The 24,383-nt window shown below is 66.7% G+C and carries 30 protein-coding genes; 20 read left to right on the top strand and 10 right to left on the bottom strand.

Annotated features, from left to right (window positions below):
* Positions 1-289: 289 nt before the first annotated feature.
* The 10 genes from ACP92_RS01145 to ACP92_RS01100 all read right to left on the bottom strand — a co-directional run bounded on the left by ACP92_RS01145 (position 290) and on the right by ACP92_RS01100 (position 6,516).
* Entirely contained in the window at positions 290-571 is a 282-nt protein-coding gene (locus tag ACP92_RS01145) for a hypothetical protein (protein ID WP_013232280.1), read from the bottom strand.
* Complete coding sequence (locus ACP92_RS01140) at positions 555-977, bottom strand: DUF1353 domain-containing protein (protein ID WP_013232279.1); 423 nt, start codon at positions 975-977, stop codon at positions 555-557. Before ACP92_RS01140 ends, ACP92_RS01145 begins: the two co-directional genes overlap by 17 nt.
* Positions 974-1,396 (bottom strand): holin family protein, encoded by a 423-nt coding sequence (locus ACP92_RS01135; protein WP_013232278.1) that lies wholly within the window; start codon positions 1,394-1,396, stop codon positions 974-976. Before ACP92_RS01135 ends, ACP92_RS01140 begins: the two co-directional genes overlap by 4 nt.
* Positions 1,393-1,833, bottom strand: coding sequence for a M15 family metallopeptidase (locus ACP92_RS01130; RefSeq protein WP_013232277.1), 441 nt, complete (start codon positions 1,831-1,833; stop codon positions 1,393-1,395). Before ACP92_RS01130 ends, ACP92_RS01135 begins: the two co-directional genes overlap by 4 nt.
* An 81-nt stretch (positions 1,834-1,914) precedes the next feature.
* Positions 1,915-2,271: a Mor transcription activator family protein gene (locus tag ACP92_RS01125; RefSeq protein ID WP_156181669.1), complete on the bottom strand. Its 357-nt coding sequence runs from the start codon at positions 2,269-2,271 to the stop codon at positions 1,915-1,917.
* A 40-nt stretch (positions 2,272-2,311) separates the two neighbouring features.
* Positions 2,312-3,196 (bottom strand): ExeA family protein, encoded by an 885-nt coding sequence (locus ACP92_RS01120; protein WP_041309977.1) that lies wholly within the window; start codon positions 3,194-3,196, stop codon positions 2,312-2,314.
* 37 nt (positions 3,197-3,233) lie between these two features.
* The gene (locus ACP92_RS01115) at positions 3,234-5,051 is read right to left on the bottom strand and encodes a DDE-type integrase/transposase/recombinase (RefSeq protein WP_013232274.1); all 1,818 of its coding nucleotides are present in this window, start codon (positions 5,049-5,051) and stop codon (positions 3,234-3,236) included.
* 12 nt (positions 5,052-5,063) lie between these two features.
* Entirely contained in the window at positions 5,064-5,948 is an 885-nt protein-coding gene (locus ACP92_RS24015) for a hypothetical protein (protein WP_013232273.1), read from the bottom strand.
* Positions 5,949-5,960: 12 nt separating this feature from the next.
* Positions 5,961-6,284 carry a helix-turn-helix domain-containing protein gene (locus ACP92_RS01105; RefSeq protein ID WP_013232272.1) on the bottom strand — a complete coding sequence of 108 codons (324 nt, stop codon included), beginning with the start codon at positions 6,282-6,284 and terminating at the stop codon, positions 5,961-5,963.
* Between the two features lie 40 nt (positions 6,285-6,324).
* A complete protein-coding gene (locus tag ACP92_RS01100) occupies positions 6,325-6,516 on the bottom strand; it encodes a DNA-binding protein (protein WP_013232271.1) in 192 nt (63 codons plus the stop codon).
* Positions 6,517-6,595: 79 nt separating this feature from the next.
* On the opposite strand from ACP92_RS01100, the gene ACP92_RS24010 reads away from it, so the two are divergent.
* The 20 genes from ACP92_RS24010 to ACP92_RS01000 all read left to right on the top strand — a co-directional run bounded on the left by ACP92_RS24010 (position 6,596) and on the right by ACP92_RS01000 (position 24,376).
* A complete protein-coding gene (locus ACP92_RS24010; RefSeq protein ID WP_013232270.1) occupies positions 6,596-7,402 on the top strand; it encodes a S24 family peptidase in 807 nt (268 codons plus the stop codon).
* Between the two features lie 240 nt (positions 7,403-7,642).
* A complete protein-coding gene (locus tag ACP92_RS01090; protein ID WP_013232269.1) occupies positions 7,643-7,831 on the top strand; it encodes a hypothetical protein in 189 nt (62 codons plus the stop codon).
* Between the two features lie 35 nt (positions 7,832-7,866).
* Positions 7,867-9,309: a phage tail sheath subtilisin-like domain-containing protein gene (locus ACP92_RS01085; RefSeq protein ID WP_013232268.1), complete on the top strand. Its 1,443-nt coding sequence runs from the start codon at positions 7,867-7,869 to the stop codon at positions 9,307-9,309.
* Positions 9,310-9,340: 31 nt separating this feature from the next.
* Positions 9,341-9,865 carry a phage major tail tube protein gene (locus tag ACP92_RS01080; RefSeq protein WP_013232267.1) on the top strand — a complete coding sequence of 175 codons (525 nt, stop codon included), beginning with the start codon at positions 9,341-9,343 and terminating at the stop codon, positions 9,863-9,865.
* 3 nt (positions 9,866-9,868) lie between these two features.
* Positions 9,869-10,126 (top strand): phage tail assembly protein, encoded by a 258-nt coding sequence (locus ACP92_RS01075; RefSeq protein ID WP_041309974.1) that lies wholly within the window; start codon positions 9,869-9,871, stop codon positions 10,124-10,126.
* 222 nt (positions 10,127-10,348) lie between these two features.
* Positions 10,349-12,688, top strand: a complete 2,340-nt coding sequence (locus ACP92_RS01070) for a phage tail tape measure protein (protein ID WP_013232265.1) — start codon at positions 10,349-10,351, stop codon at positions 12,686-12,688.
* A complete protein-coding gene (locus ACP92_RS01065; RefSeq protein ID WP_013232264.1) occupies positions 12,688-13,278 on the top strand; it encodes a phage tail protein in 591 nt (196 codons plus the stop codon). The genes ACP92_RS01070 and ACP92_RS01065 overlap by 1 nt, the downstream gene beginning before the upstream one ends.
* The gene (locus tag ACP92_RS01060) at positions 13,275-13,514 is read left to right on the top strand and encodes a tail protein X (RefSeq protein WP_013232263.1); all 240 of its coding nucleotides are present in this window, start codon (positions 13,275-13,277) and stop codon (positions 13,512-13,514) included. Before ACP92_RS01065 ends, ACP92_RS01060 begins: the two co-directional genes overlap by 4 nt.
* On the top strand, positions 13,502-14,572 hold the full coding sequence (locus ACP92_RS01055; protein WP_013232262.1) for a phage late control D family protein: 1,071 nt from the start codon (positions 13,502-13,504) through the stop codon (positions 14,570-14,572). The genes ACP92_RS01060 and ACP92_RS01055 overlap by 13 nt, the downstream gene beginning before the upstream one ends.
* Positions 14,569-15,162, top strand: coding sequence for a phage baseplate assembly protein V (locus tag ACP92_RS01050; protein ID WP_013232261.1), 594 nt, complete (start codon positions 14,569-14,571; stop codon positions 15,160-15,162). Before ACP92_RS01055 ends, ACP92_RS01050 begins: the two co-directional genes overlap by 4 nt.
* Positions 15,163-15,230: 68 nt before the next feature.
* Positions 15,231-15,656, top strand: a complete 426-nt coding sequence (locus ACP92_RS01045) for a GPW/gp25 family protein (RefSeq protein ID WP_013232260.1) — start codon at positions 15,231-15,233, stop codon at positions 15,654-15,656.
* On the top strand, positions 15,653-16,819 hold the full coding sequence (locus ACP92_RS01040; RefSeq protein ID WP_013232259.1) for a baseplate assembly protein: 1,167 nt from the start codon (positions 15,653-15,655) through the stop codon (positions 16,817-16,819). Before ACP92_RS01045 ends, ACP92_RS01040 begins: the two co-directional genes overlap by 4 nt.
* Before the next feature lie 3 nt (positions 16,820-16,822).
* Complete coding sequence (locus ACP92_RS01035; protein WP_013232258.1) at positions 16,823-17,503, top strand: phage tail protein I; 681 nt, start codon at positions 16,823-16,825, stop codon at positions 17,501-17,503.
* A complete protein-coding gene (locus ACP92_RS01030; protein WP_013232257.1) occupies positions 17,500-17,991 on the top strand; it encodes a phage tail protein in 492 nt (163 codons plus the stop codon). Before ACP92_RS01035 ends, ACP92_RS01030 begins: the two co-directional genes overlap by 4 nt.
* Positions 17,992-18,001: 10 nt before the next feature.
* Complete coding sequence (locus ACP92_RS01025) at positions 18,002-19,189, top strand: hypothetical protein (protein ID WP_041309971.1); 1,188 nt, start codon at positions 18,002-18,004, stop codon at positions 19,187-19,189.
* A 29-nt stretch (positions 19,190-19,218) separates the two neighbouring features.
* The gene (locus ACP92_RS01020) at positions 19,219-19,650 is read left to right on the top strand and encodes a hypothetical protein (protein ID WP_013232254.1); all 432 of its coding nucleotides are present in this window, start codon (positions 19,219-19,221) and stop codon (positions 19,648-19,650) included.
* 22 nt (positions 19,651-19,672) lie between these two features.
* Positions 19,673-20,860, top strand: a complete 1,188-nt coding sequence (locus ACP92_RS01015) for a hypothetical protein (protein ID WP_013232253.1) — start codon at positions 19,673-19,675, stop codon at positions 20,858-20,860.
* 30 nt (positions 20,861-20,890) lie between these two features.
* A complete protein-coding gene (locus tag ACP92_RS01010; protein WP_013232252.1) occupies positions 20,891-22,015 on the top strand; it encodes a baseplate assembly protein in 1,125 nt (374 codons plus the stop codon).
* Positions 22,016-22,021: 6 nt separating this feature from the next.
* Complete coding sequence (locus ACP92_RS24005; RefSeq protein WP_053075620.1) at positions 22,022-22,771, top strand: phage tail protein I; 750 nt, start codon at positions 22,022-22,024, stop codon at positions 22,769-22,771.
* A 168-nt stretch (positions 22,772-22,939) separates the two neighbouring features.
* Positions 22,940-24,376: a gp53-like domain-containing protein gene (locus ACP92_RS01000; protein WP_048348478.1), complete on the top strand. Its 1,437-nt coding sequence runs from the start codon at positions 22,940-22,942 to the stop codon at positions 24,374-24,376.
* The last annotated feature ends 7 nt before the right edge of the window (positions 24,377-24,383 follow it).

The raw sequence follows: 24,383 nt of genomic DNA, 5'->3' as shown, positions 1-24,383 counted from the left end.
TGTGCATGCTGCCATGATCTGGGCGCATGGATGGGTAGATAACATGAGGCATCCGTTCGGCGGCATGTTTGCAGTGGGGTCCACCGTGTAGGCAAGCACCAAATTCCCCCCGCCCCAACAGCGATAAACCCCCAGCACCCCCAGCTCTGCCGGTCTCCGGCTACCTGCCCGATATCCCCTTTGCACAGCTGGAAAATACAACTCCCCCACCTTCCTGACGCCCAACGCCGCTCCCCCGCCCAGGCGCTGCGCGATAACGCGGCAGGGCCGGCAAGTCGCTGCGCCGGTTTCAATAGGCCTTCTCCATCAGTCGCTCAATGCGCGCGCCAATGCTGTCGAGCTTGGCGTTGAGGACGGTCTCGAAACGGATCGCGTCTTCGCGACGCTGATACTCCACCGGCAACCTCGCCTGCGTCTCTTGCCATAAACCTTCGATCCGGCTGATCCGCTCGTTCTGGCGATCAATGCGCGTGTCGATCTGCCTGACCAGCACCATCGCAAAACTGCACAAGCTGCCTATGAAACCCAGCAGCAACCCGACCAGATGCCAGAAATCAACCTCGATCGCCATCTCGCTCCCTCCCGCACCGACGTCCGTCCGGCCCCTCTCGTCGGTCGCGTCCATACCGCCCGCGCCCAAACAGTCGCACCGCCAGATACATCACCCAGCGCCGCCACCCTGGCACGCCCAGCACGACCATCGCTTCCAGGAAGATCCGGTCGGCCTCGCGCTTGCTGCCGATGGCGCTTTCATACAGGTAGTCGTGGACGATGGCGGCCTTGGCATAGCGGCCATGCGGGGGAAAGACCGCCCACAGGCAGCGCGGCACGCTGGCCAGATCGGTAATCGTGCCGGCCGGTACGCGTACGATCCGTTGGCTGGGATAGCCGCCGATGTGATAGTCGAACGCGCGCAGCAATTGCCATTGATAATTGTCCAGCATGCGCAGGTCGGCCGGTGTGGTGAATCCGCTCATCCCAGGCCTCGCTGCTTCTCGAACGTGCGCAAGCCGCCGAAACCCAGCATGCCGGTCACCAGGGCCATGAGGGTGTTGGTGTCCAGCTCGGGCATGGGCATGCCGTGGCCGCGCACGGCCAGCACGCCGTTGGCCAGGGGGCGCAGCAGGAATTGATAGGCCAGCCCGAGGCCGCACACCCAGCCGATGAAGGGCCGCCAGCCGCCGCGGAAGTTGCTGCCGCTGCGGGCGTCTTCACGGTTGACGTCGGACTGGGCCAGCATCAGTTGCAACTGCCGTTCCAGTTCCTTGAATTCTCCGGCCTGCTGCAGTTGCAGGAGCCGGAACTGCGCGTCAGCCTGGGCCTGGGGATCGGGCCAGAGCTTGCCGATGAGGGTGCGCCCAAGTTCCAGCAGCGGTGCGGCCAGCAGGGCGCTCATGGGGTCGCTCCGTCAGGCTGGCAGCCTTGCGCCAGCTGCGCCAGCGTGAGGCCGCCGGTGTACTGGAAATGGGCCAGCTCGGGAAAGCGCGTCCAGCGGCCAGCCCATTCCAGACCGACCGATTCACCCAGCACGCCCACCCGCTGCCACAAGGCGCCGTCAGCGCCGATGGCGCCCCAGACGGGCTTGCCGGCGCGCAGCGGCACCACGTCCAGCGCTACGCGCCAGTTGTGATAGCTCTGGCCGGGCTTGGCGTTGGTGACGCGCCGGCCTGGCAGGGTGCGGCCCTGGGCATAGAGCGCGGCCTGGCTGTCCAGGTCGCGGTAGGTGGAGGTGACCAGCAGCTCGATGCCTTGCCGTTGGCAGACATCGAGAAAGGCCTGGGCGCGTTGGCGTACGGCCGGCAACAAGTCGTCGAGGGAGCGTGAATTTTGCATGCCTGCATCTTGCAGCCCGGCTGCCCGCCACGCCATTAAAGGCCTTTATCACTTGCATCAGGGCCCCGCGAGAAGCCAGCTTCAGAGCAGGCTGGCCTGGCGCGCGGCGCGCTCTCGCGCCAGGCCGCGCTTGACGATGTTGCGGACCTGCATTTCGGAGAGGTGATAACTATGGGCCAGCTGATGATAGTTCTGGCCGTTGAATTTCTCGAAGATCTCCTGATCCCGGCGCGAGAGCTGGAAACGCAAGCCGCGCGGGATATATTGCTGCACCCCGCCGATCTCGGTGCGGATCGATTCGGCGATCTCGAAGGCGGCGCTCTGCGCCTGTTCGCGCCCGAGGCCGTGCTCGACCAGCTTGCGCCCGATGATCTGTCCCATCTGTTCCAGCAGTTCCGGATACTCCGGCGGAAACTCCAGTTGCATCGCGTCCTTCATCTCTCTCTCCATGCAGTGTGTGCAGCGGCCAAAGGCCGCCTCACAGATCCTTGACAATATCGGCGTCCACGCGCGGCGCACCCAGGCTGGCGGCCAGGTTCATGGCCGCGCGCAACAGATTGGCCAGCGCCAGGGGATAAAGCTGGCTGGCGGCGGCGGAGCCAGCGGGGGCAAGACGCTCGCGCAGGGCCTGCGCGCCTTGGGCGGTGAGGATGCGCTCCACCGGCAGGCCCACGCGGCTGAACTTGAAGGCCAGGTAATCGGCCCATTCCCGCCCCAGCGGCGGCAATTCGATCACGTCGATGCGCTGGGCCAGCTCGCGCAGTTCGGCGGGGTTCAAGCGCAGCCGACGCGCCAGCTCGGTTTGCCCGACCAGCAGGATGGACAACAAGGGCGCCATCCCATCCTTCAACTCGGCAAAGCGCTTCAGATGCTTGAGCGTGGCCGTGGGCAGGCAATGCGCTTCTTCGATGACCAGCAGGTGGCGACGTCCGGCGCGGTGGCCGCTGCACAGCAGTTGCTGCATCTGCCGCGCGCGCGCTTCGGCGTCGCGCCTGGCCGTGAGCGTGGGCGCGAGCGTGCTGAGGATGGCCTGGACGATGGCGGCGCTCTTGAGGGTCTTGCCCTTGCGGTCGTTCTCTTCCATGTAGAGCACGCTGGGTTCGATGAGCACGCAGTCGCGCTCTTCTTCCCGCAGCCGCTCGCGCAGGGCGCCCAGGGCGGTGCTCTTGCCGCTGCCGGATTCACCGACTAACGCCAGCAATCCGCCATGGCGGACGTGCTGCCACAGGCTCTCGCGCACATAGCGCAGGCCGGGGCTGAGGAAGACGTCCTGGGCGCTGTGCAATTCGTTGCTGAAGGGATCGACCAGCAAGCCGAAATGGCGGCAAGTCGCTGGGGTGAGACTGTGCTTGGGCAGGAGCATGGGAAGCCTGGAAGGCGGGGGAGAGGGAAAGGTCATGTCACTTCACCGCCCAGTCTGCCTGCTGATCCAGCGCCACCAGGCTGGATGCGGCAATGGATTGTTCCACCCACTGCAGCGGCACATGGCCGGCGGGGAAGCGCGCCTTGAGCTGGCCGTACAGGTCGGCCGGGGCGTGCTCTCCCAGCGCTTGGCGCAGGCGGCGCACGGCCTGCGGCACGCTCAGCACCTGGCTGGCCTGGCCGGCCCGTTGCTGCTGTTGCAGCGCGGGGGTATGCAAGGGCTGGGCCGTCGGCAGCAGGCGCGTGGGCAGGCTGGCCTGGCCGAGGTGGCTGTGCGCCACCAGGCCGCGGCCGCCGTTGCGCTCGGCGAAGGGCTTGGCCTGGCGGGCGCGCTGGCGTTCGGCGTGCTCGGGCGTGGCGCCGTCTCCCCAGGCCGCTTGCGCCAGCGCGTGGGCGGCTTGCTGGCTGGCGCTCACGGGCGCGCGCGCATAGTCCTGGCCCAGCACGGGGGCGTGCGCGGGACGGCCATAATCGTCGAAATCGCGCATCGGGGCGACCTGCACCAGCAAGGCCTCTGCGCCGGGCCGGTCGATCTCTATGCGCAGCGCGCCCTGCTGCATCAGCAGCGGCGTCACGCGCAGCTTCTGGCCATTGCCCAGGCTGGCGGCCCAGGGCGAGAGGTCGTAGTGGGCGGTGGCGCCCAGCTCGGGATGGGCAAAGCTGATCTGCAGGTCGCGCACCACCCGGGTATGTTCGCGTCCGCCCAGGAACCACTGGCAGACCGCGCGCTCGGGCAATTGCAGCAGCGCGCCGGGATGGCGCAGGATGCTTTGCCACAGGGCGTCGCGCACCATGGGCTGGCCGCTCTGGCGCACGACGCGGCAATCGACGTGGGTGATGGCGTTGGCGTTGAAGTCGCGCACCCAGGCGGCGGCAGCGGCGTTGAGCTGTGCCACCGTGTCGACGGGCTCGAAACGCAGGCGGCTTTCGAAATGGGTTTCCACCAGGTTGTTGCCCTGCTCCACGCCGCCCTTGGCCCAGGCGTGGCCGGGCGCATGGGTGCGGTGTTCGACCCCGAGGGCGTCGAGCAGGCGGCGGATGGCGAAGCTGGTGTTGGCGCTGCCCTTGTCCCACAGCAGCAGGCGCGGCACGCCATGGGAGAGGCGGTGCGGCTGCTGGCCCCAGGTGTGCAGCAGGAATTCGAAGAGGCAATGCTGGTTCTCGCCCAGCGCTTCGTAGTAGCGCACATCGAGGGCGCCGGACGCATGGTCATAGCGCACATAGCGCCACACCTGCAGGCGCACCTTGTCCAGGCTGGCGGGCTTGTTCTTGTAGAACTCTTCGTCGCGCATGATGGCCTGGCCGCGCGGGGTGTAATAGATCAGGCACAGCGAGGGATCGATCTGGTGCACGTGGTTGGGATAGAGGCTGCGCAGCACCTGGTGCGAGCGCGCCTGTTGCTGGGCGCGTGCATCCAGGCGGCGCTGGCGCATGAGGGCGTTGATGCGGCTCTCGGAGAGCGTGACGTCGATGCCATTGCCGTGGGCGATGTTCATGGCCACCGCCGTGGGCAGCGTGGCCTTGCCATTGCCGCGCACGCCTTCGCGCTTGGCGGCGGCGATGAAGTGCAGGGTCTCCTCGGGCAAGACGGTGGTGCCGGCGTCGGCGCGCTTCTTGCGGCCGCTGCGGTAGCCGGCGTAGGTGCGCAGCCAGGTGTAGATGGTGTTGGGATTCTTGCCCAGCATCTGCGCAAAGCGATGGACCAGCGCAGTGCCGCTCCCATAGGGCGTGGCGGCCATGCGCTCGCGCAGGGCCAGCAGCGCCTGCAGCAGTTCGGCGGAAGGTTGATCGGCCATGGCGCACCTGCCTCAACCGGGTTGCGGCGCATAGGCGCCCAGCGTCTTCTCGAAGGTGGCGCGCTCGCGGACCAGGTCGCGCTCGCCGCGCGCCAGCGCCTGCTCGTAGACCTCGGCCACATGCGCCAGCGCGGTTTCGAACTGGCTGCGCTGCGCCTCGGGCAAACCCTCGGCGACGGAAAAGAGCGTGATGCGGCAGTTTTCCAGCTCACCGGCGGCTTGCGCCAGCTTGCGACCGGCGGCGGCAATCTGATCTGTCAAAGGCGACAGGGCGTCTGGCCAATCAGTCTGAGCGACAACTTTCTTGTTCATCTGGACTTGCAGGTCCGTGAGTTTTCTATGCGCGTCGTCGAGCACCTTGTCCTTGGCCTGGAGATCGCCGTGCAGATCGCGCAGGGTCTGGCGCAACTGGGTGGCGCTCATGCGGTCGATCTCATCCATCTGCACCAGGGCGTCGAGGGTGTCGTCGTCGTGGGTCACCAGTTCGAGGAAGGCGCTGGCGCTCTTCACCTGGGAACTCAACAATGCCAAATTGGCAGATTTGGAAGTCTTGATGGCGGCCTGCATGAAGCGCGCGGCGGAGCGGTAGCTGAAGCCCAGCATCTCCACGCGTTGCTCGAACTGGCCATGCGGGGTCAGCTCCTTGAGCACCAGCAGGCGCTTGCCGAGCTCCAGCAGGGATTCGACGGTGCGGCGCTGGTAGAAGCGGATCTCATCTTCCAGCGCGCCCACGGCCAGGCTGCCTTCATAGCCCAGTTGCAGGGCGATGGCCTGGGCGGCGGCGTTGCGCTCCTGGTTCATCAGCGCCATGGCGTTGGCGCTCTCGGACAGGCTGGCCAATGCGGCGGGATCGACCGGATCGATCAGGCTGGCCTCGGGGTGGGGGGGACGTGGCATGCAAGGCGCTCCTTAAGCGTGATGGTTGGGCAGGTAACGCTGGCTCAGTTCGGCCAGGTGGCGCTGGGCGCGGTCGAAGGTCTGCAGCGTGGCCAGGGCGCGGCGGCCGATCTGCGGGCTGATGCGCACCCGCTCGCCGCCCGGCAGGCGCTCGGTCAGGCCGGCGGCTTCCAGGTTCCACAGGTCGCGCGTGGCGTTGGGGGCGGTGGTGCCGGCCAGCTTGGCCACCTGGCCTGGCGTGAGTCCGTCGATCTCGTGACCAAATAGGCAGAGCAAGACCTTGAGGATGCGCTGCTGGCTCTCGCAATGGTAATTTACCGAGTGTTTCTGATTCATAACTGTAATTTCTGTGCAAAAGGATTTTCTTGTGCGAAAATCATTCTGATGATTTAAGCCCGAGGGAAACGGCAATCTCGTGGGCGCGACCATTGCGCCCCTTGAGGGTGCCATTGATGACGAGGTAGACCTGACGCGGCTCAAAGTTGTGTTCCTGGGCCCATTGCGCGATCGTCTTGCCCTGCTCGTGGATGCGCCGCTTGGCGGCGCTCAATTTGTACGGCTCTATCATCGAGAGACTCCTTGGCGGTTTTGGAGTACGGCACTCCGCCATGTAATTTACACTGTTTTTTACAGCCAACTCTCATACCATGGCTTTTCCGCAAAAATTACAAATTCTTCTAAATGCCACCGGCAAGACCCGCGCCGAGCTGGCGGCGGTCTTTGGCTGCAACCGTCAGCGCATCGACGATCTTTTTTCCGGACGGGTGAGCAAGATCCGCCCCGGCGAGGCCGAGCTGGCCGCTGAGCACTGGCGGGTCAATCCGCAGTGGCTGCTGGCCGATGAGGGGGAGATGTTCTTGCAGCCGGAACAGCACGCGCAGCTGCTGCGCCTGAAATCGATCCGCGACGGCACGGAGATCACCCGCGACGTGCCGGGGCTGACGGCGCAGGAACAGCAGCAGATCCAGCAGTTGTTCCTGGCCTTGAAGAGCCGCAATGCAGAGATGGTGCGCGCCGCCCTGGGCGCCAGCGCTGACCAGGAGATGATCCGGGTGCCGCGTCACGCCCTGCCCGCTGCGGGCGTCCAGGCGCAACTGAGCGACGACACCATCGTCGATCACCTGGCCTTCCGCCGCCACTGGCTGACCGGGGTGATGGGGCTGGACCCCTCGCAGCTGGCGCTCATCGACATGAACGGCGACGCCATGGCCCCCACCGTGGCCCAGGGCGACCTGCTGCTGCTCGATACCCGCAGCGCCCAGTCCTGGCGCGATGGGCTGTATGCGATCGCGGTCAATGGCATGCTGGTGGTGCGACGCTTGTGCCAGCGCCTGTCCGGCCAGATCGAGATCGGCGCGGACAATCCCTTCTACGGCGTCGAAACACTGGATGCGCAACAAGTGGCCCGCCTGGACATCGTCGGCCGCGTGGTCTGGCACGGCCATCCGCTCTGAAGCCTGCAAGCCGCAAGCCTTACGTCCGCAAGCACTACCGGCCTGACTGGCTTGCCTGCGCGGTCCCTTCCCCTTCCCCCGCCTCCCACCCTGCTTGAGCCGCTCGCAGCCCGCCTGCGACCGGCTCAAGCAATCAAGCTCTTTACTGTGCCTGGCCTGCTGCGCCGGGCAGGATGAGCAACGTGAACCGGGCCCTTGCGCCCCGCCACTTCCTTCCGTTGACCATCCAAGGAGTTCCAGATGTCTACCCCTTACCGCTATACCGGCCCGCACTCGGCCGTCACGCTGCGCCTGCCGGATGCGGCCGGCGCGCTGCACGACCATGAGCTCATGCTCTGGCACGACCAGACCGTGGACCTGCCGGCCGACCACGAACTGACCCGCACCCTGCTCGACCAGGGCCTGCTGCACCCACTGGCTTCGGCCTGAGCGGTGCTTTCACTGATTTGCCCAAGGAGAACCCCATGCCCGCAAGCTACCTGCACGGCGTAGAAACCATTGAAATCGACAAGGGACCGCGCCCGGTACAGCTGGTCAAGACGGCCGTCATCGGCATCGTCGGCACCGCTGCGGCCGGTCCGGTCAACACCCCCATCCTGGTGAGCAACGAGCGCGACTTCGCGCAGTTCGGCGAAGACATCGCCGGCAGCACCATCCTGGATGCGCTCCAGCACATCTACCAGCAAAAGGGCACGGTCTGCGTCGTGGTCAACGTGCTGGACCCGGCGATCCACAAGACCAGCGTGGTGGATGAAGTGGTCAACGTGGCCGCCGACGGCAGCTTCCGCACCAGCCGCCCGGCCATCGCCGCCGTCAGCATCAAGAGCGCCAATGGCGCCACCGTCTACACCGCCGGCACCGACTACCAGATCGACCTGCGCAGCGGCCGTGGCCAGCGCATCGGCAATGGCGCCATCGCCGCCTCCACGGTCGCGGCGCCAACCCAACTGAAGATCAGCTACAGCTACGCCGACGCCACCAAGGTCACGCCGGCCGACGTCATCGGCAGCGTCGGCGCCAGCGGCCAGCGTCTGGGCATGAAGGCCCTGCGCGACAGCTATGCGCTGTTCGGCTTCTATCCCAAGATCCTGATTGCGCCGGTGTTTGCCTCGCTGGCCAGCGTCTCGGCCGAACTGATCGCCACGGCCACGGCCTTGCGCGCCATCAGCTTCATCGACGCGCCCATTGGCGTGACGCCCCAGCAGGCCATCACCGGGCGCGGCCCAGCCGGCAGCATCAACTTCAACACCAGCAGCGACCGCGTGGGCCTGTGCTATCCCTACCTGAAGGCGTTCGATGCGAGCGTCGGCTATGACAGGCTGCGCCCGCTGTCGAGTTTTGCCGCCGGCGCGCAAAGCCGCAAGGACCAGGACAATGGCTACTGGTGGAGCCTGTCCAATACCGAACTGCTGGGCGCCACCGGCGTGGAGCGTCCCATCGACGCCATGATCAACGACCCCAACTGCGAAGCCAACCTGCTCAACGCCGCCGGCGTGATCACGGTCTTCAACAGCTTCGGCACGGGCTTGCGCATCTGGGGCAACCGCAGCGCGGCCTTCCCCGCCAGCACGCATCCCAAGAACTTCCTGTGCGTGCGTCGCGTGGCCGACGTCATCGCCGAGAGCCTGGAGTACTTCACCCTGCAATACAGCGACCGTCCGCTGGACAACGCCCTGGTGGACGATGTGGTCGAGAGTGGCAACCGCTTCCTGCGCAAGCTCAAGGCCGACGGCGCCATCATCGATGGCCGCGCCTGGTACGACCCGGCCCAGAACGACCCCACCGAGCTGGCCGCCGGCCACCTGACCATCACCTACGACTTCATGCCGCCTACGCCGGCCGAGCGGGTGTCCTACCGGGCCAGCATCAACATCGACTATCTCAACCAGTTGGGCAAGAAGGCCTGAGCGCCTTCCCCATCAATGAAAGGAGCCTGACATGAGCGGAAAAATCCAGGTCAACAACCTGTCCAACGCCAACATCTACATCAACGGCAACAGCCTCCTGGGCCGCGCCGATGAATTCAAGCTGCCCACCGTGAAGTTCAAGATGGCCGATCACAAGGCCGTGGGCATGATCGGCACCATCAAGCTGCCCAGCGGCATCGAGGCACTGGAAGGGGAAATCAAGTGGACTTCCTTCTACCCGGAAGTCTGGTGCAAGCTCCTGGACCCCTTCAGCGCCGTACAGCTGCAGGCGCGCGGCAACCTGGAGACCCACACCAGCCAGGGCCGCATCGACCAGAAGCCCTACGTGATCTACCTGACCGCCTCCTTCTATGAAGTGCCCATGGGCGACTTCAAGCAGAACGAGAAGGCCGAGTTCACCAGCAAGTTCTATGCGACCTACATCAAGCAGCAAGTGGGCGGCCGCGACGTGCTGGAGGTCGACGCCATGGCCAACATCTACAAGGTCAATGGCGTGGACAAGCTGGACCAGTACCGTCTGCACATCGGAGGCTAAGCGATGACGCGCATCGAACTGAAGACGCCCATCACCACCCCCAATGGCGAAGTGCGCTGCATCACCCTGAGCCGCCAGCCGACCCGGCGCGACCTGAAGCTGGCCCAGCGGCTGGCCCAGGACGAAGAGGAGCAGGTCTGGCACATGGTCTGCGCGCTGTCCGAGGAAAAGCTGACCATCGAGGACACCGACGCCCTGACCCTGGCCGATGTGCGCCAGGTGATGGAAGCCTTTCGCAGCGTGGCGGGTCTCGGAGAGTGACTACTGGCAGGGCGCGGCCCTGCTGGCGCGCTGGTTCCGCTTCGGCCCGCAGGAGATCGAGGCGCTCGACGCCGATGATTTCCTGCGCTGGATCGAGCTGGCCTGCCAGCAGATCGAGGAGCAGGCCGCCGCCCAGCGGCGCGCCAGCGAGGAGGATTGAATCCTGCCTCCTTGCCCTCCCCCCTCGCGTCCTGACACCCGGCAAAGAAGAGTAGAGAGCCCATGACACAAGCACCTGACCTGGACCTGGCCGGCCTGCGTCTATCCCTGGCCGACCTGGTTTTCGAGGCCCAGAAGTCCACCCGAGCGCTGGAGCAGATCGGCGCGCAACTGTCCCGCATGACAGCCGGCCTGCCCAAGGCCGCAGCGCCCCTGCGCAGCGTACGCTGGCAAGCCCAGGGGGCCGCCTTGAGCGAGCAAGGGCTGCACCAGATGGAGCAAGCCCGTGCCACGGCCCAGCAGCTGCATGGCGTGTTGAACGCCGCCGCCGCGTATGAAGACCTGATCAAAGACATCGCCATCAGCGCCAACCTGACCCGGGAGAAAGAGGTGGACCTGGCCAAGTCCGTGCGCCAGGCGGCGGTGAGCATGAATGTCGATCACCAGAAGGTGGCCGGGATGATGCAATCCCTGGTCGACGGCGGCATGAGTGCCGACCGCGCCAAAACCCTGCTGCCGGTGCTGGCCAAGACCGCCCACGCCACCCGCCGGGACACGACCGTCATCAGCGGCCTGGCCACCACCTTCGATACCCTGGGCGTGAAGAAGATGGAGCTGGCCTTCAACCAGGTCGCCAAGGCCAGCAAGCTCGGCGGCGTCTCCATGGACGAGATGGCCGCCAGCCTGCCCAAGCTGGGCGGCTACCTGGGCGATCTGGGCGTCAAGGGCGAGCAGGCCGTGGTCAACCTGGGGGCGCGCCTGCAAGTGTCGGCGCGCACGGCGGGCAATGGCAAGGAGGCGGCGGACAACCTGGAACACTTCCTCAGCAAGCTCAGCGGCGCCGACAGCGTGCGCGCCTTCAGCAAGCGGGGCGTGGATCTGCTGGGCAAGCTGCGCGGCGCCTCGGTGGCCGGCCAAGACCCGGTGGCGACCGGCATCGATCTGTTCATGAACCAGCTGCAACGCAATTCCAGCAAAGCCGGCGACCAACTGAACAAACTGGCCCTGGAGATGGGCCAGATCACCGATCCCGTGCAGCGCCAGCAGCTCTTGCAGCGGCACCAGGCGCTGTTCGCGCAACTGGGCAAGGAGACTGGGCTCAAGGACTTGTTCGGCGACATGCAGGCGGTGAGCTATCTGCTGGCTGAACTGAGCAGCAAGAACCAGCTGCCGGGCATGATCAATGACATCAGCAGCGGCAAGGATGCCGATGGCCGCCTGGTCATCGACGCCATGGGTCAACGCCGTGGCGAGGGCATGACCGATCAGCTCAATGCCTTCAAGGTGACCACCCATGACCTCAAGATCGCCCTGGGCAATGCGCTCATCCCGGCCATGCAGGCCCTGCTGCCCATCGTCACGCAATTGGTGCGGGGGCTGACCGGCTTCATCGACGCCCATCCCAAACTGGCCGCCACCATCGGCACCCTGGTGGTCGGCGCGACCGCCTTGAGCTTTGCGGGCGGCGCCATCAAGGTCGTGCGCGGCACGGCCCTGGGGCTGGCCGGACGCATGAGCGCCTCTGACGACGAAGCTCCCCCCTCGCGCATGGGCCGCCGCGCCGCGCGCGGCAGGCGCATCAAGTTCGGCGGTCCGCTGCCCAAGCTGGGCGCGCCCACCGTCAAGCCCGGCGGGATCATCGGCAAGGGCTTGCGCGGCATGCTCTCCGGCGTGGGCCGGCTGGCCGGGGTGGCTGCACGCGGCCTGCGCCTGCTGGGCAGCGCGGGCCGGGTGGCCTTCGGCCTGCTCAGCGTGGGCGCGCGCGGCTTCGGGATGGCGCTCACGGCCAATCCCATCGGGATGGTGATCCGGCTGGTCTTCAAGCTGGCCGAGGTGATCTGGCGCAACTGGCGGCCCATCAGCCGGTTCGCCGGCACGCTTTTCAATGGCCTCATGGCGGGCATCCGGCGGGTCAAGAATTTCCTCGATCCTTTCCTCAAGATCGGCGGGCAGATCATTGACGGCCTGGTCGGAGGCATCCGCCAGGGCTGGACCAAGGTGGTCGAGACCATCAGCAAGCTGGGCAGCGCCATCCGCGACAAGTTCAAGTCGCTGCTGGGCATTTCCTCGCCCAGCCGGGTCTTCATGGGTTTTGGCGCCAACATCGGCGAGGGTGCGCAACAGGGCATACAGAGCAAGCTGGGCGCCGTCCGGCAGGCTTCCGGACAGATGGCCGGCGTGGCCAAGGCCAGCGCCGTGCTGGCCGGGAGTACGCCTGCGCCCACGGGCCACCGCGCCAGCGCAGCGGGCGCGGGCATGGTGCTGCACTTCTCCCCGACGGTGCACGTGGCCGGCGCGTCCGGTGCGCGCGGCGCGGTGGAGCAGGCCATGCGCCTGTCCATGCAGGAACTGGAACAGCTGCTGCGGCGGCTGCAAGGCGAACAACAACGAAGGGCCTTCTGATGTCACTACTTTCCTCGCTACCGGCGGCGCTGGCCGCCCTGCAGCGGCACTCCGGCGCCCACTACCAGCATGCGCTGCTGGGCCAGATCTCCTTTGCGCTGATCAGCTATAGCGCCGAGGTCCAGGGCAAGTTCGCCGCCAACTATGCCGAGCACGCCCTCATCGACGGCAAGCCGCGCCTGCAATGGACCGGCGACAAGCTCAACGATGTCAACTGGAAGCTGGTCTTCCACGCCGACTTCTGCGATCCGACCCGCGAGCTCAACAAGCTGCGCGCCGCCATCGCCGCCCATGAAGCCCTGCCACTGGTCTACGCCAACGGCGACTACAAGGGCTGGTTCGTGCCGACCGAGGCCGATCTCACCCTGCACCGCACCACCGCCGACGGCGCCGCCCTCTGGATCGAGGTCAAGCTGGCCCTGCGCGAATACGTCGCCCCGCGCGTGCTGGCCGAACAGCGCGCCCGCCAGCCCGCGCAAGCCGCCGAGAAGCCCGCCAGCCATGGCACCCGCAAGAAACCCGCCCGCACCGTGCGCAAGACCCCGCCGGCGCGGCCCAAGAACGCCTCCATCTGCCGCTGCCCCCCATGAACGCCATCGACTGCATCGAACACATCACCAGCGCCGGCGAGCGCTGGGACAGCCTGGCCTGGCGCTACTACGGCGACCCCTACGGCTATGGCCGCATCATCCAGGCCAACCCCGCCCTGGACATCACCCCCATCCTGCCCTCGGGCCGCGTGGTGCTGATCCCGGTGCTGCCGCTGGAAGAGGCCCGCGCCGCCGAGCAACTCGCCGCCGAGGAGCTGCCGCCATGGAAACGCTGACCCTGCGCGACACCCCCACCGTGCAAGGCCCGGCCCAGGCCATGCAGGTGGCCGCCCCCAAGGTGGTGGTGCGCTACGAGCGGCGCGACATCAGCGCCAACATCTCGCCCTCGCTGCTGGAGATCAGCTACACCGATTTCCTGGAAGGCCAGAGCGACACCATCGAGCTGGTGCTGGAAGACGCCGACCGGCGCTGGCAGCGGGCCTGGTACCCGCAGCACGGCGACCTGCTGGAGGTGCAGCTGGGCTATGAAGCCGGCGCGCTGCTGCCCTGCGGCCAGTTCGAGATCGACGAAGTGGAACTGGACGGGCCGCCCGACGTCGTGCGCATCAAGGCCCTGGCGGCGGGAGTGACGCGGGCGCTGCGCACCCGCAACGACCGCGCCTACGAGAACATCACCCTGGCCGAGCTGGCCAACACGGTGGCGCGCCGCAATGGCATGCAGGTCAGCGGACAGATCGCCCCGGTGCGGCTGGAGCGCGTCACGCAGGTCAATGAAACCGACCTGGCCTTCTTGAAGCGCGTGGCCGCCGAATACGGCTACAGCTTCTCGGTGCGGCACGGCAAGATCTGCCTGTTCGCCCGCGCCGAGCTGCGCCAGTCCAAGCCAGAACTGGTCATCGAGCGTGGCGACGTGAGCAGCTACCGCTTCCGCGACAAGATCCAGGGCGTGGTCAAGGCGGCCACGGTCTCCTATCACGATGGCCGCCAGCAGCAGGTGCGACGCCAGCGCGTGGAGGCCAGCGCCGACAGCGGCGCGCGCCAGAGCGCCGACGAACTCAAGCTCAACCTGCGCGCCGAGAACGCCCAGCAGGCCAAGCTCAAGGCCGACGCCGCGCTGGCCCACAGCCAGGACGACCAGACCAGCGCCAGCCTCACGCTCTTTGGCAATGTGCGCCTGATGGCGGGCGTGAACGTGCAACTGCGCGGCTTCGGCCGCATGGACGGCAAGTACGGCATCGCCCAGAGCCTGCATCGCATCACCCGCAGCGATGGCTACAGCAGCCAGATCGACCTCAAGCGCGTGCGCGCCGATGCGGCGGGAGCGGGCTCATGACGGCGCTGGGCGTGAGCTACAAGCAGGGCGTGGTCTGCGCCAGCAAACCCGGCTTTGCGCGGGTGCGCTTCGACGACATGGAGGGCCTGCAGAGCGCCTGGCTGCCGGTGGTGCATCCCAAGACCCTGCAAGACCAGGTGCTATGGACGCTGGACGTCGGCGAGCATGTAGCCTGCCTGATGGATGGGCATATGGAAGATGGCTGCATCCTCGGCGCGCTCTATTCGTCGGCCTCGCCGCCGCCCAGCGACAGCCCGGACAAGCTGCGCCTGCAATTCAAGGATGGCGGCCACCTCGAGTACGACCGCAGCAGCGGCGCCATGCAGGTGCTGTGCAAGGGCGCGGTCAGCGTCGAGGCAGCCGGGGCAGTGACGGTGAAGGCCCCGTCGGTGCTGCTCGACACCCCGCAGGCCACCTGCACCGGCACGCTTACCGTGCAGGGCCAGCTCACCTACCAGGGCGGCATGGCCGGTTCGGGCGGCGGCGCCAGTGCGGCGGTCATCCGCGGCAACGTCAGCGTGCAGGGCAATGTGCAGGCCTCGGGCACGGTGATGGATGCGGGCGGCAATTCCAACCATCACTCGCACTAACCACGCGCGCCAGGCAAAACTAAAGGGGTTTAATCGGCCCCACCGGCGCGCACAGCGATCATGGCTGCATGATTGCTACCGACATCCTCCACCTGCCCAACCGCTTCTTCCAGCCGGCGCTGTCTGGCCGGTCCGACGGCCATCCCGAGGGACTGGCCAACGACCGCCTCGGTCAACTGGTGGTGGATGCGGCCGACATCGAGCAATGCATCCGCATCATCCTCTCCACGCCGCGTGGCAGTGATCCGCACCGGCCGCTCTTTGGCAGCGAGCTGCATCTCTATCTCGACCATCCCGTCAACAGCGCGCGCCCGCACATCGTGCGCGAGGCCGTCAACGCCCTGCGCGAGTGGGAGCCGCGCATCGCCGTGCTCAAGGTCAGTGTGGACCTGATCGAGCTGGCGCAGCTGCAATGCAGCGTGCAATGGCAACTGGCCGGCAGCCTCGACGGCGAGCGCCAGCTCACCCACCTGGCCCTGGGAGGCGCAGCATGAATCCGCTGGAGCGCGACCTGCCCGAGCCGCAGTTCATCCTGCGCGACCCCGAAGGGCTCACCCGCGAACTGGTGCGCCAGTTCGAAGCCCTCACCGGCAAGACCCTCTATCCGGCCCAGGTGGAACGCCTGCTGGTCAACGTCATCGCCTACCGCGAAAGCCTGGTGCGCGAAGCCATCCAGGACGCTGCCAAGCTGAACCTGGTGCGCTACAGCCGCGCGCCCGTGCTGGACTACCTGGGCGAGAACATCGGCGTGACCCGCCTGCCGGCGGCCCGCGCCGGCTGCCGCCTGCGCTTTCGCTTCGACCCGCCGCCGGCCACCGCCCAGACCCTGGAAGCCGGCGTGGTGGTGCAAGGCGGCGCGGTGCAATTCGCCACCTGCGCCGAACAGCGCGTGGCCGCCGGCGCCCGCAGCATCGAGGTGCAGGCGCTGTGCCTGGAAGCCGGGGGCCAGGGCAATGGCTTCCTGCCGGGGCAGATCAACACCCTGGTCTCGCCCACCGGCGCGCTGGCCGTGGCCGAGGTCAGCAATCTCGACACCACCCAGGGCGGCGCCGAGGAAGAAGACGACGAACACCTGCGCCAGCGCATCGTGCTGGCGCCCGAGCAGTTCAGCAATGCCGCCAGCGTGGGGGCCTATCGCTACCACGTGCTGTCCAGCCATCCCGACGTGATCGACGTGGCCGTGCTGGGCGCGCAGATGGAAGTGCGCAACGGCCAGTTGGTCTCCACCAACGGCATCCCGCCCGGCGTGGTGCTGCTGCATCCGCTGACGCGCCAGGGCTTGCCCGGCGAGCAGGTCAAGGCCGCCGTGCTGGCCGCCTGCAACGCCGACAAGGTGCGGCCGCTGACCGACCATGTGCAGGTGCGCGATCCCCAGCCGGTGGACTTCGCCCTGCGCGCCGAGCTGACCCTGTACACCAGCGCCGACGCTGCCGCCACCCTGCAACGCGCCCAGGAAGCCGCCGAGGCCCTGCGCGACCGCCTGCAGTCGCGTCTGGGCAGCGATGTGGTGTGCAGCCAGCTGGTGCAGGCGCTGCATGTGGCGGGCGTCTACAGCGTCAAGCTGCTGGCCCCGACCACCGACCTGGTGCTGGGCCCAGCGCAATGGCCGCGCTGCACCGGCGTCAGCCTGCGCCACAGCGGCAGCGCGGAGGGTTGAGGCATGCCGAGCTCGTATGCACCCACGCTGCTACCGCCGCCGCTGCGCCAGGATCTCTCGCTGCGCAGCCTGGAAACCCTGAGCGCGCGCACCGCCGCGCTGGATCTCTCGGTGCTGGTGCTGTACGACTACCAGCACGTGCCCGCGCAAGCCTTGCGGACGCTGGCCGAGCAATTGAATCTGCTGGGCGACGCCGGCTGGGACTTCGCCGGTTTCTGCACCGCCCCTGAAGCCAGGCAACGTGCGCTGCTCAAGGAAGCGGTCGCCCTGCATCGTCTCAAGGGCACGCGCTACGCCCTGCAACGCGCCCTGGACCTGATGGGCGTCAAGAGCCGCCTGACCGAATGGTGGCAGACCGAGCCGCCCGCGCAGCCGCATACCTTCGTGGTCGATCTGCTGCTCAGCGCCAGCGATAGCGGCCCGTTGAGCCCCGAGCGCGCCGACGCCTTGCTGCGCCTGGTCCACTTCTGGAAGCCGGCGCGCAGCCGCTTCCGCGCGCGCGTGGCGGTGGAGCTGGCGCGGCATGAACACATGGCGGGGGTGCTGCGGCCGGCGGCCACGTTGCGGGCGGACCTGCGGGTGCGCAGTCGTCACCAGGCACGGGTACAGCCGCGCAGCGCCGCCGTGCTGCGCCCCGCACAGCGCTTTGCGCTGACCCTTCTACCACTCCGGAGCACATCATGATCCTGCATCCCACCAAGACCGTCGCCGGCCGCCAGGCGACGTTCAACGCCAGCCAGACCGGCCTGGCGCTCACCCTCACCCATATCTCCATCGGCGACAGCGGCGGTCCCATCGATGACCGCCGCACCAGCCTGCGCCACGAGCGCGAGCGGGTGGCCGTCTACGGCCAGCGCGTCAACGACAGCCAGATCCGGCTCGACGCCGTCTTCGCCGGACCCGAGTCCTTCTGGGTGCGCGAAGTGGGCATCTGGGCCGGTAACACGCTGGTCTATTACTGGTCCACCGAGGGCGCCGAACTGGGGCACAAGAGCCCGCAGTTCGAGTGGCTGCTCGGCCTGGACCTGGCCTTGGACGAGGCCGTCGACGGCCAGCTCCAGGTCACCTCGCAAGCCCCCAACCTGGACCTGCATCTCAGCAGCCACCTGGCAGTGGTGTTGCGCGCCCTGTGTGACACCAACCGCCTGGTCCTTCAACCCTATGCTTCCTGAAAGACATTCCATGAGTCTTGAACAACAACTGACCGAGGCCATCGCCTCGCAAAACGCCCTCACCCAGATGGTGGCCAACAAGATGGGCAGCCTGGACGCCCGCATCAATGGCTTCGTCGACCGCTGGGGCGTGGATGGCTATACCGTGCTGGAAGTGGGCCGGGGCAAGCCCTACGCCACCATTGCCGACGCCTGGTATGCGCTGTCCGGCAAGGCCATCAAGTCCGACATCCTCATCAAGGTGGCCGATGGCGACTACGCCAGCAACCAGATCTGGCTGTCGCACCAGCCTTTTGGCTCGCGCATCCGCATCGAGGGCAATCTGACCAATCCGCAGAACTGCATCCTGCGCATGACGCCGGCGACGGATCGCTACTCCCATGGCGTGGTGCTGGAGCGGCAGTACCTGGCCGGGTTCAGCGGTTTTACCATCGTCGGCACGCAGACGGCGGACCACTGGACGCATCGGGGGCTGTTCCTGGGGCGCCATTCGGATCTGTATTGCATGCCGGGGACGCTGCGCTTTGAGCAGTGCGGGGTGGAAGTGGCCAGCGAGTCCTTCCTGGATGCCAAGGAGCTGCGCATCAACGATTGCCGGGGCAATGCCGTCACGGCCCACTCCAGCGGCACGGCGCTGGTGGAAAAAGCCGTCATCACCGGCCCTTCCCACACAGCGCAATACACCCGTCCGGATGGCAGCATTGCCATCCCACACGGCATGTATGCCTCCGGCGGCGCGCACCTGTGGTGCGGCCGGTCCCGCATCTCCAATGTGCGCAACGGCGCCTTTAGCGATCTCCAGGCCTATGTGCTATGTAGCGATCTCGTTGTCGATACGGCCGACATCGCTTTCCTGGCGAACGTCAACGGCGTGCTTCATGCCTGGTCACAGGCCGATGCAGCCGAATGCACCAAGGCCATCAACGTACGCGTGGGCTACCAGGCCTGGGCCGGCGGCGTCATGTATGCCCTCGGCAGCGCCGTCCAGAACGCCGCGCATGGCTACTACGCCAGCGAAAATGGCTTCATCCACGCTGGCAGCTCGCGCTGTATCAACGTCTCGAGCATGGGCTACAACAGCATCAACGGTAGCCAGATAAATGCCGGCGATACCGGCAACCGCTTCGTCAACACGCCCAACCGCTACAACCTGCCGGCCTACACCCTCGGCGCCAGCAACGCTTTCATCTACTACTGACCTGCCCATCTCACTGCCTGGAGCCCCCTATGCAAGATTCTTCCAACAACATCCCTGACGTCGCAGTTGAAACCAGCTTCGTGCAGCCCTTCGAGATCCCGCCGCCCCCGGCCCTGTCCGAACGCGAACGCCTACGCACGGCCATCAACTTCGTGGCCGACCCCGGCAGCCGCGAAGGCGTGATGGCCGACGTGCTGGCGCTGACCATGATGGGCCTGGCCCAGCTGGCGGTGCAACTGGCCAAGGCGCAAAACGTCTCCGACATCGCCCGCGCCGCCGCCCCGCTGGCGCAACTGGCGGGCGAACTGGTGGCCAAGGTCGAGGGCGGCGCGCTGAAGCTGCCCTACATGAGCAAACCGGGCGGCGCCGGCGCCGTGCTGGAGGACATGGTCAAGCTGGCCAATGGCGTCTCGGCGGCGCTGGCGGCAGCGCGCAAATCGCCGTCCGACACGGCGGCCTGATCCCTCTCCTGAAAGGCATCCTATGCATCTCGAACAACAAATCAGCGACGCCATCGCCTCGCAAAACGCTCTCACCCAGATGGTCACCAGCAAGATGAGCCATCTGGAGAGCCGCATCAACGGCTTCATCGACCGCTGGGGCGTGGATGGCTACACCGTGCTGGAAGTCGGCGCCTGCAAGCCCTATGCCACCATTGCCGACGCCTGGTATGCGCTGGCCGGCAAGGCCATCAAGTCCGACATCCTCATCAAGGTAGCCGATGGCGACTATGCCTGCAACCAGATCTGGCTGGCGCACCAGCCCTTCGGCTCGCGCATCCGCATCGAGGGCAATCTGAACAATCCGCAGAACTGCATCCTGCGCATGACGCCCGATGCCGATCGCTACTCCTATGGCGTGTGGCTGGAGCGCCAGTGCCTGGCCGGGTTCAGCGGTTTTACCATTGTCGGCACGCAGACTGCGCAACATTGGACCTATCGCGGACTCCTGTTGACGCGCCAGTCGCACCTCTACAGCACCCCCGGGACGCTGCGCTTTGAGCAGTGTGGCGTTGAAGTGTTGAACGATTCCTACCTGGAAGCCAAGGAGATGCGCATCAACGACTGCCGGGGCAGTAGCATCTCCGCCCAGGTGAGAGCGATCGCACGGGTGGAAAATGCGATCATCACCGGCCCTTCCTGCAGCGCGCAATATGCGCTGCCCAATGGCAGTAACGCCGTTCCTTACGGGATACTGGTCTCGCGGGACGCCTCCCTGATCGCCGATCGCTCACGCATCGCCAATGTGCGCATGGGCCTATACGCCAGCATCCACAGCTACGCGGAATGTGACGAAATCCTGGTCAACAACGTGGACGTCGGCGTGGCCGCCTATTCGGACAGCATGATCTACAGTCGCGCCGAGCCCGACGTGGCCAATTGCGCCAAGGTCAGCAATGCGCGCATGGGCTTCCGGGCCTGGAACGGCAGCCGCCTCTTTGCCGCGGGCAGCGCCGTGGAGAACGTCCAGCAGGGCTACCATGCCGACGACGATTGCTTCATGAACGCCTACCAGTCCCGCTGCATCAACGTCTCGACCATGGGCTACACCGCCATCAACGGCAGCCAGATCGATGCCGGCGATACCGCTGGTCGCTTCGTCAACACGCCCAACCGCTACAACCTGCCGGCCAATACCGTGGGGGCGGTCAATGCCATCCTCTACTACTGATCTCCCTCGCCCTCATCCCTGGAGCCCACCATGAGCCTGCTCGACCGCTTGCTGCCCGAACCGGACTTCGTCACCCGCGATCCGGAAGCCCTCACGCGCGAACTGGTCGCCCACTACGAGCAATTGACCGGCAAGACGCTCTACCCCGCCCAGCTCGAACGGCTACTGGTGGACGTGATCGCCTACCGCGAAAGCCTGGTGCGCGAAGCCCTCCAGGACGCCGCCAAACTCAACCTGGTGCGCTACAGCCGCGCCCCGGTACTGGACTACCTGGGCGAAAACATCGGCGTGGCGCGCCTGCCGGCCGTGAAGGCGCGCACCACCCTGCGCGTGCAGTTCGAGGCCGCGCCCGCCAGCGCCACGCTGCTGCCCGAAGGCTTGCTGGTGCAAGGCGGTGAAGTGGCCTTTGCCAGCATCGCCCCGGTGCTGGTGCCGGCCGGCAGCAGCAGCGTCGAGGTCGAAGCGCAATGCACCCAGGCCGGCGTGCAGGGCAATGGCTTCGTGCCGGGACAGATCCGTACGCTGGTCAGTTCGCCCGCCTCGGAAAGCGGCCTGACCATCCGCGAGGTCAGCAACATCACCCGCTCGGCCGGTGGCGCCGATGAAGAAAGCGACGAGCAGTTCAAGGAGCGCATCGTGCTGGCCCCCGAGCAGTTCAGCAATGCCGGATCGGTCGGGGCCTACCACTTCCACGCCCGCTCGGCGCATCCCGAAGTGATCGACGTGGCGGTGGTCTCGCCCAGCCCCGGCGTGGTGCACCTGCACCCGCTGGTCAAGGACGGCCTGCCCTCGGCGGCGGTCAAGGCGGCCGTGCTGGCGGCCTGCAACAGCGACCGCGTGCGGCCGCTCACCGACGAGGTCAAGGTGCTCGATCCGGTGGTGGTGGACTACGCCATCACCGCCCGCCTGACCCTGCTGGCCGGCGCCGACGCGGGCGTCGCCGTGGCCGAGGCGCGCAAGGCCGCCGAGCAGTTGCGCCAACGGCTGCAATCCGGCCTGGGACGCGACGTGGTACGCGACGAGCTGATCTCCGCCATGAAGGTCTATGGCGTCTATTCAGTCGGCCTGGTGGGCGAGGACATCGTGCTGGAAGAGCACCACTGGCCGCGCTGCACCGGCATCCACATCAGCGTGGCCGGCACGCGCAAGGGCTAAGCCGTCATGTCCGCCCGCGACACTTCGCTGCTGCCGCCCGGCCTGCGCCAGGACGCCAGCCTGCGCGCCCTGGAAACGCTCGCCGCCCGCCCCGCGGCGCTGGATCTGCAAGCCGCCGTGCTCTACGACTTCGCCCGCGTGCCGGCCAGCGCCTTGATCCACCTGGCCGAGCAATTGAACATGCTGGGCGACGCCGGCTGGGACCTGGCCGACACCGACGCCAAGAAGCGCGCCCTGCTGCGCGAAGCCATCGCCCTGCATCGCATCAAGGGCACGCCCCATGCGGTCAAGCGCGCGCTGGAATTGCTGGGCGTGCGCGCCAGCGTGACCGAATGGTTCCAGTCGCAACCGCGCGGCCGAGCGCACACGTTCAGCGTGGATGCGCTGGTCACCGGCCAGCCCGCAGGCGCACCGGCCATCGACGCCCGGCGCAGCGAGCAGATCCGGCGCGTGGTCAGTTTCTGGAAGCCGGCCAGCCGGCATTTCACGCTGCGCCTGGGGCTGGGCATGCAGACCCGCTTGCGCGCTGCGGTCGTGTTTTCCAGCCAGCAGCAGTTGTCTACGCAAGGCCAACTGACCGGCGTGGAACTCAGTGGCCAGACGCCCTTGCGGGCGGCCTCGGTGTTGCGGCTGGTGCAAAGCACCCCGACTGCAGGCGCGCTGATTGCGCTGGCTCCGCTCAACACCCTGGCGCTGCAAGACGCCAGCCTCTTCACACCGACGCAAGTGCTGACGGCCAGCGGGCCGCTCCAGTAACGCGTCGCATCAGGAAAGAACATGAGTCTGCATCTCCCCTTGAAGCTGCTGCAGCGCGGCCGGACCGCCCTGTGGAACGCCAGTGGCGCGGGCTTCATGACGCTGTTCGGCTACCGCATTGGCTGACGCAGACGGCCCAGGACCTTACTTCCCCTCAGAAAGAACATCATGAGCATCGTCTTCCAATTCAAACTCACCGTCGCCGGCCAGGCGGCGCTATTCAACGCCAACCACACCGGCACTTCACTGAACCTGACGCACATCCAGTTCGGCAGCGGCAACCGCACGCCCACCGGGGCCGAAACGGCGCTCCTGAATCCGCAGCAGCTTGCGCCCATTGCCAGTGGCCTGACGGTGTCGCCGACCCAGATCCGCATGTCGGCCATCTTTGGCGGCGAGCAGTATTACGTCATCCGCGAAGTCGGCCTGTGGGCGGGCAGCCCTGGCAGCACCGGCGCCGTCCTGGTGGCGTACTGGTCGCAGGCCACGGGCGATCTGGCGGTGAAATCACCCGGTGTGGACTTCGTGTTCAGCCATGACATGAGCATCGACAGCGCGGTCCCTGGCGGCAATCTCACCATCGTGGCCGACACCGCGCAGGCGCCGCTGCTGGCCTTGCTGGCCGAGCATGAGCGCAAGCCGGATCCGCATCCGCAATACGTACTGGCACGGCGATTGAACACCTGGACCAGCGCTGGTAATGCACCGGCTTTCACGCTCAGCCCGGAACCGCCGGTGGCGGCCTATGCGACGGGACAGCGCTGCCGCGTTCGCTTCCACAGTGCCGGACGGGGTGCGGACACACTCAACATCAATGGCCTGGGTGCAAGGAACCTGAAGCAATACACCGCCAGCGGCTCCAAGACAGCTGCCATCGTAGCGGCGGATCAAGTCAGCGAGGTGGAATATGACGGCGCCGACTTCATCGTCTTGCAGCCCTTGCCGGGGGGACTGGAGCATGGCGCGGTGACAGTGATCAGCGGCAGCGGCGCACTGGGTGCTGCGCATGCCGGCAAGCTGCTGATACTGCGCGGCGTCGGCGGCACCCTGACGCTGCCTGCGGCGGCCAGCTTGGCGGCAGGCGCGACGCTGCATCTATGCAGCCAGGAGGGCGCATGGAGCATCGCGCGCCAGGCCACGGGCGACACCATCAACGCGGCCCAGAGCAGCGTGGCCACGCTGGGGCTGGCCAGGGGGGAGACGCTGATGCTGGTGGGCGACGGCGTCTCGACGTGGACTGCCGCGGGCGGCAGTGCGCTGGCTGCATTGAGCGGATCGTTCCAGGCCAGCAAGACGGGCAATGGCTATCAGAAACTGCCGGGCGGGTTGATCTTGCAGTGGGGATCCGTGAGCGGGTATCAGTTGACTGGAGCGGGCGGCGGCAGCAGTTGGAGTGGCTCGGTCCCGATGACCTTTCCCAATGCCTGCCTGAGTGTGACCTTGAGTGCTGGGGAGGTGATGGGATCGATCGAGACGCTGGAGCATATCTATGCGGCCAACGGCTGGACCGCCAGCACGCTCACGGTGGCACTGCAACGCACGTATGGCAGCAGTGCCGGGACAGGGGACATTTTCAACGTACGTTATATCGCCATTGGCTATTGAGGAGAGA

Source organism: Herbaspirillum seropedicae, from assembly GCF_001040945.1.
Classification (GTDB): Bacteria; Pseudomonadota; Gammaproteobacteria; order Burkholderiales; family Burkholderiaceae_D; genus Herbaspirillum; species Herbaspirillum seropedicae.
This window is presented reverse-complemented; position numbering and strand designations above follow the sequence as displayed.